Here is a 4,145-nt window from a genome sequence, read left to right as displayed (position 1 = left end):
GGTGGTGGCATGCGGCAGTCGGGTTTGCTGGCGGCGGGGGCTTCGTATGCGCTGACGCATCAAGTGGCGCGCCTGGCCGATGACCACGCGCTGGCGCAACGTCTGGCGGACGGTTTGAGTCGCCTGCCGGGCTTGGTGGTCGAGCCACCGCAGACGAATATTTTGTTTGTCGATCTGGTAGGCGAGGCGAGGGCGCGCTCAGCCGAGTTGATCCCGTATCTGGCGACGCGCGGCGTGCTGGCTACTGGCCTGTACCGGCTGCGTTTTGTCACGCACCTTGATGTGGATGCCGCCGCCATCGACCATACGCTGGCCGTGATGCGCGATTTTTTGACCGCGTGACGAATGGCGCGTGAAGAAATGACAACTGACGGCCGTAACGCACTCGCCCCGGCCCTCTCCCTGAGGGCGAGGGAGTGTGCAGAAGTGGCCGCTGGTATTCACGCCCTCTCCCCTTGGAAGATGGCCGGGGTGATGGTTGAGTTTGGACCGAGGGTTGCCGTTGGCGTGAGGCCATACAAATGCTAGACGGCATCGCCAATTTGCCGTGGTTCATCGCTGCGGGCATCTTGCTCAACCTGACGCCTGGCCCGGACGTTTTGTACATCCTGAGCCAATCGATCAAAAGCGGTTGGCGCACAGGTGCCGTGGCGGCGCTGGGCATCACGGCCGGGTGCCTGGTGCATGTGACGGCGGCGGCGCTGGGCTTGAGTGCCTTGATGGCGACATCCAGCATGGCGTTCTCGCTGCTGAAGTGGCTGGGGGCTGCGTATCTGGTGTGGGTGGGCTGGCAGATACTGGGGCTTGGCGCTCCAAAAGCCAGCCGCAGCCAGACGAATGAACTTAAGAATGCTACTTATTTAATAGCTGCTTATGCAATAAGCACGGGCTCTACAGCCAAAATTGGCTTAAAAATAGTGTTTGCTAAAGGTTTTTGGACCAATGTGTTGAATCCGAAGGTGGCCTTGTTCTTTCTGGCGTTTTTACCCCAGTTCATCGCCCCCGACGCGCCGCACAAGACGCTGATATTTTTGCTGCTGGGCTTGATTTTTGCCGTCAATAGTTTGTGGGTCAGCCTCGGTTACGCCGCTTTGGGCGCCACTGTCTCGCAACGCTTCGCGGTGATGCCGCGCGGTATCCAGCATCTGGAGCGTCTGGCGGGTGTGCTGTTCATCGGATTTGGGTTGAAGCTGGCCCTGATGGACAATCCAGCCTCGCCCTGAAGAGTGCGCCGCCTGCAACGTTACCCGTCCGTCACATCGAAATTTTAAAACTGACCCTCATTGCACCATGACCAACACCTACAAGATCACACCGCAAGAAGCCCTGCTGCGCACCATCGAGCACCGGGAGATTTTTCACGACGAGATGCTGCACATCGTGCGCCAGATCATGAGCGGCGAGTGGTCGCCGGTGATGATCGCGGCTTTTATCACCGGTTTGCGCGTCAAAAAGGAAACCATTGGCGAAATCACCGCCGCTGCCCAAGTAATGCGCGAGTTTTCGACCAAAGTGCATGTGGCCGACAAAACCCATCTGGTGGACATTGTGGGCACGGGCGGCGATGGCGCCAATACCTTCAACATCTCGACCTGCGCCATGTTTGTGGCGGCAGGTGCCGGGGCCAAAGTGAGTAAACATGGTGGCCGCAGCGTCAGCAGCAAGAGCGGCAGCGCGGATGTGATGGAGTCGCTGGGCATCAATATCAATCTGTCGCCAGCGGCGATTGCCCAGTGCATCGAGCAGGTCGGCGCAGGTTTTATGTTTGCGCCCAATCACCACCCGGCCATGAAAAATGTGGCGCCGGTGCGCAAGGAGTTGGGCATCAAAACCATCTTTAATCTGCTGGGGCCGCTGACCAATCCAGCCGGTGCACCAAATATTTTGATGGGTGTCTTTCATCCCGATCTGGTGGGGATTCAGGTGCGTGCCTTGCAGCGCTTGGGCGCCGAGCACGCGGTAGTGGTCTACGGCAAGGATGGCATGGACGAGGTGAGCCTGGGGGCGACCACGCTGGTGGGTGAACTTAAAAACGGGGAGATCACCGAGTATGAGATTCACCCCGAAGATTTCAAGCTGGTGATGGCCAGCAACCGCGCCCTCAAGGTGGAAACGCCCGAGCAGTCCAAAGCCATGTTGCTGGGCGTGCTGGACAATGTCCCCGGCCCGGCGCGTGACATCGTGATCCTGAATGCCGGTGTAGCGCTGTACGCTGCCAATGTGGTTGACTCGATGGCAGCCGGTGTGGACCGGGCGCGAGCCGCGATTGAATCCGGCGCGGCCAGGGCTAAGTTGGGGCAACTCAGTGTGTTGTCGCATTCGTTGAGCGGGGGCTGATATGGCAAGTCTGTGGCAAAACTCGGAAGCCTGGATTGCACTGGGCATCTCGACACTTTTTATCGTGGTGGGTCTGGTGATGCACCGCGTTTTCATCAACATTTTGAAGAAAGGCCCGAAGGGGCCTCCTGAGCATGACTGACATCCTGAACCAAATCGTTGCGGTAAAACGCGAAGAAGTCGCCGCGGCGCTGAACAAAAAACCGCTCATCCAGATGCGTGAGGATGCCGAGTCGCGCGTACTCACCCGTGATTTTGTCGGTGCCCTGCGCACCAAAATTGCGGCAGGTCGTCCGGCCGTGATTGCAGAGATCAAGAAAGCCAGTCCGTCCAAAGGCGTGCTGTGCGAGAACTTCATCGCCGCCGATATTGCGCAAAGCTACGCCGAGCATGGCGCCGCGTGCTTGTCGGTGCTGACCGATGTGCAATTTTTCAAGGGCTGTGTGGACTATTTGAAGCAGGCCCGCGCCTCGTGCCAACTGCCGGTGTTGCGCAAGGATTTCATCGTGGACGCCTACCAGGTCTACGAGTCACGCGTCATGGGCGCGGACGCCATCCTGCTGATCGCCGCCATCCTGGATGACGCGCAGATGAAAGAGTTTGAAGCGATCGCCCGCAGTCTGGACATGGCGGTGCTGGTCGAAGTGCATGACGGTGCCGAGTTGCAGCGCGCCTTGAAGCTCAAAACACCGCTGATCGGCATCAACAACCGCAATCTCAAGACTTTTGAAGTGTCGCTCGACACCACCTTGACCCTAATGCAAGGCGTGCCAGTCGACCGCTTGCTGGTCACGGAAAGCGGCATCACCACGCGCGAAGACGTGCTGCGCATGGGGGCGGCGGGCATCAATGCATTCCTGGTGGGCGAAGCGTTCATGCGCGCCCCCGATCCGGGTGTTGCACTGGCGGAGTTGTTTGCTGCAGCCTGACCTGTTTCCTGGTGGGTCACCGCGCCTGACGGCTTGGGCGCCGCAGCACTGGCTCGTGGCGGAGGGTTGGCGGCCTGTGATGGATCACTTTCTGACCAGTCAGTCTGGGCAGCAACTGGCTACATTCATTCAACTGCGACTGGCGCAAGGCGCCACCATTTATCCGCCTGAACCTTTTCGTGCGCTTGCGCTAACGCCGCTGGCCGAGGTCAAGGTGGTCATTCTGGGGCAGGACCCCTACCACGGACCCGGGCAGGCCGAAGGTTTGGCCTTTTCGGTGGGGCAGGGGGTCAAGATGCCCCCTTCGCTGCGAAATATAGTCAAGGAAATAGCACGGGAGCGTTCGGGTAACACCTTGGGCGCGTCAGCGATTCATCAAGCGCCTGCACAGGGGTCGTTGGTCCATTGGGCCGAACAAGGTGTCTTGCTGCTCAATACCTGCCTCACGGTAGAAGACGGCTTGCCTGCCAGTCATGCACAACACGGTTGGGAGGCGTTGACTGATGCGCTGGTGAAAGCGGTTGCAGAAAAAGAATCACCGGTTGTTTTCATGTTGTGGGGCGCACACGCTCAGTCCAAGGCGACGCTGATCGGGAATGAAAATGAAGACAAGGGGTCATTGGCGCATTTGGTACTGACTGCCAACCATCCTTCGCCACTGTCGGCCATGCGCGCACCGAAGCCGTTTATGGGTTGCGGTCATTTTGGCCTGGCAAACAACTTTTTAAAGCTTCATGGCGAGGTAGAAATTGATTGGTAATGAGAATCAGATAAAACAAATCTCGCCAACAGATTAATTCATGGCATAATCTGTGGCTCACCTTGGAGAGGTGGCCGAGTGGTTAATGGCAGCAGACTGTAAATCTGCCCTCTTACGAG

6 protein-coding genes are annotated in these 4,145 nt (G+C 58.4%); all 6 read left to right on the top strand.

Annotated elements, in window-relative coordinates:
* Window positions 1-342: beta-eliminating lyase-related protein (locus tag WCG50_RS17855; RefSeq protein WP_336900945.1), on the top strand; the 342-nt coding region annotated here is incomplete at its 5' end.
* 179 nt (window positions 343-521) lie between these two features.
* Window positions 522-1,223: a LysE family translocator gene (locus tag WCG50_RS17850; RefSeq protein WP_336900944.1), complete on the top strand. Its 702-nt coding sequence runs from the start codon at window positions 522-524 to the stop codon at window positions 1,221-1,223.
* A gap of 67 nt (window positions 1,224-1,290) precedes the next feature.
* Window positions 1,291-2,337 (top strand): anthranilate phosphoribosyltransferase, encoded by a 1,047-nt coding sequence (gene trpD, locus WCG50_RS17845; RefSeq protein ID WP_336900943.1) that lies wholly within the window; start codon window positions 1,291-1,293, stop codon window positions 2,335-2,337.
* 1 nt (window position 2,338) lies between these two features.
* Window positions 2,339-2,479 (top strand): hypothetical protein, encoded by a 141-nt coding sequence (locus tag WCG50_RS17840; protein WP_336900942.1) that lies wholly within the window; start codon window positions 2,339-2,341, stop codon window positions 2,477-2,479.
* A complete protein-coding gene (trpC, locus tag WCG50_RS17835; RefSeq protein ID WP_336900941.1) occupies window positions 2,472-3,266 on the top strand; it encodes an indole-3-glycerol phosphate synthase TrpC in 795 nt (264 codons plus the stop codon). Before WCG50_RS17840 ends, trpC begins: the two co-directional genes overlap by 8 nt.
* On the top strand, window positions 3,256-4,026 hold the full coding sequence (locus WCG50_RS17830; RefSeq protein WP_336900946.1) for a uracil-DNA glycosylase: 771 nt from the start codon (window positions 3,256-3,258) through the stop codon (window positions 4,024-4,026). Before trpC ends, WCG50_RS17830 begins: the two co-directional genes overlap by 11 nt.
* The last annotated feature ends 119 nt before the right edge of the window (window positions 4,027-4,145 follow it).

This window comes from Rhodoferax sp. (assembly GCF_037143375.1).
Taxonomy (GTDB): domain Bacteria; phylum Pseudomonadota; class Gammaproteobacteria; order Burkholderiales; family Burkholderiaceae_C; genus Rhodoferax.
Note: the sequence above shows the minus strand (reverse complement) of the source record. Positions and strands in the feature narration are given on the sequence as shown.

Excerpts from the sequence above, each read along its gene's own strand:
- WCG50_RS17850 (WP_336900944.1), top strand. The coding sequence starts at position 522 with ATGCTAGACGGCATCGCCAATTTGCCGTGGTTCATCGCTGCGGGCATC.
- trpD (WP_336900943.1), top strand. The coding sequence starts at position 1,291 with ATGACCAACACCTACAAGATCACACCGCAAGAAGCCCTGCTGCGCACC.
- WCG50_RS17840 (WP_336900942.1), top strand. The coding sequence starts at position 2,339 with ATGGCAAGTCTGTGGCAAAACTCGGAAGCCTGGATTGCACTGGGCATC.
- trpC (WP_336900941.1), top strand. The coding sequence starts at position 2,472 with ATGACTGACATCCTGAACCAAATCGTTGCGGTAAAACGCGAAGAAGTC.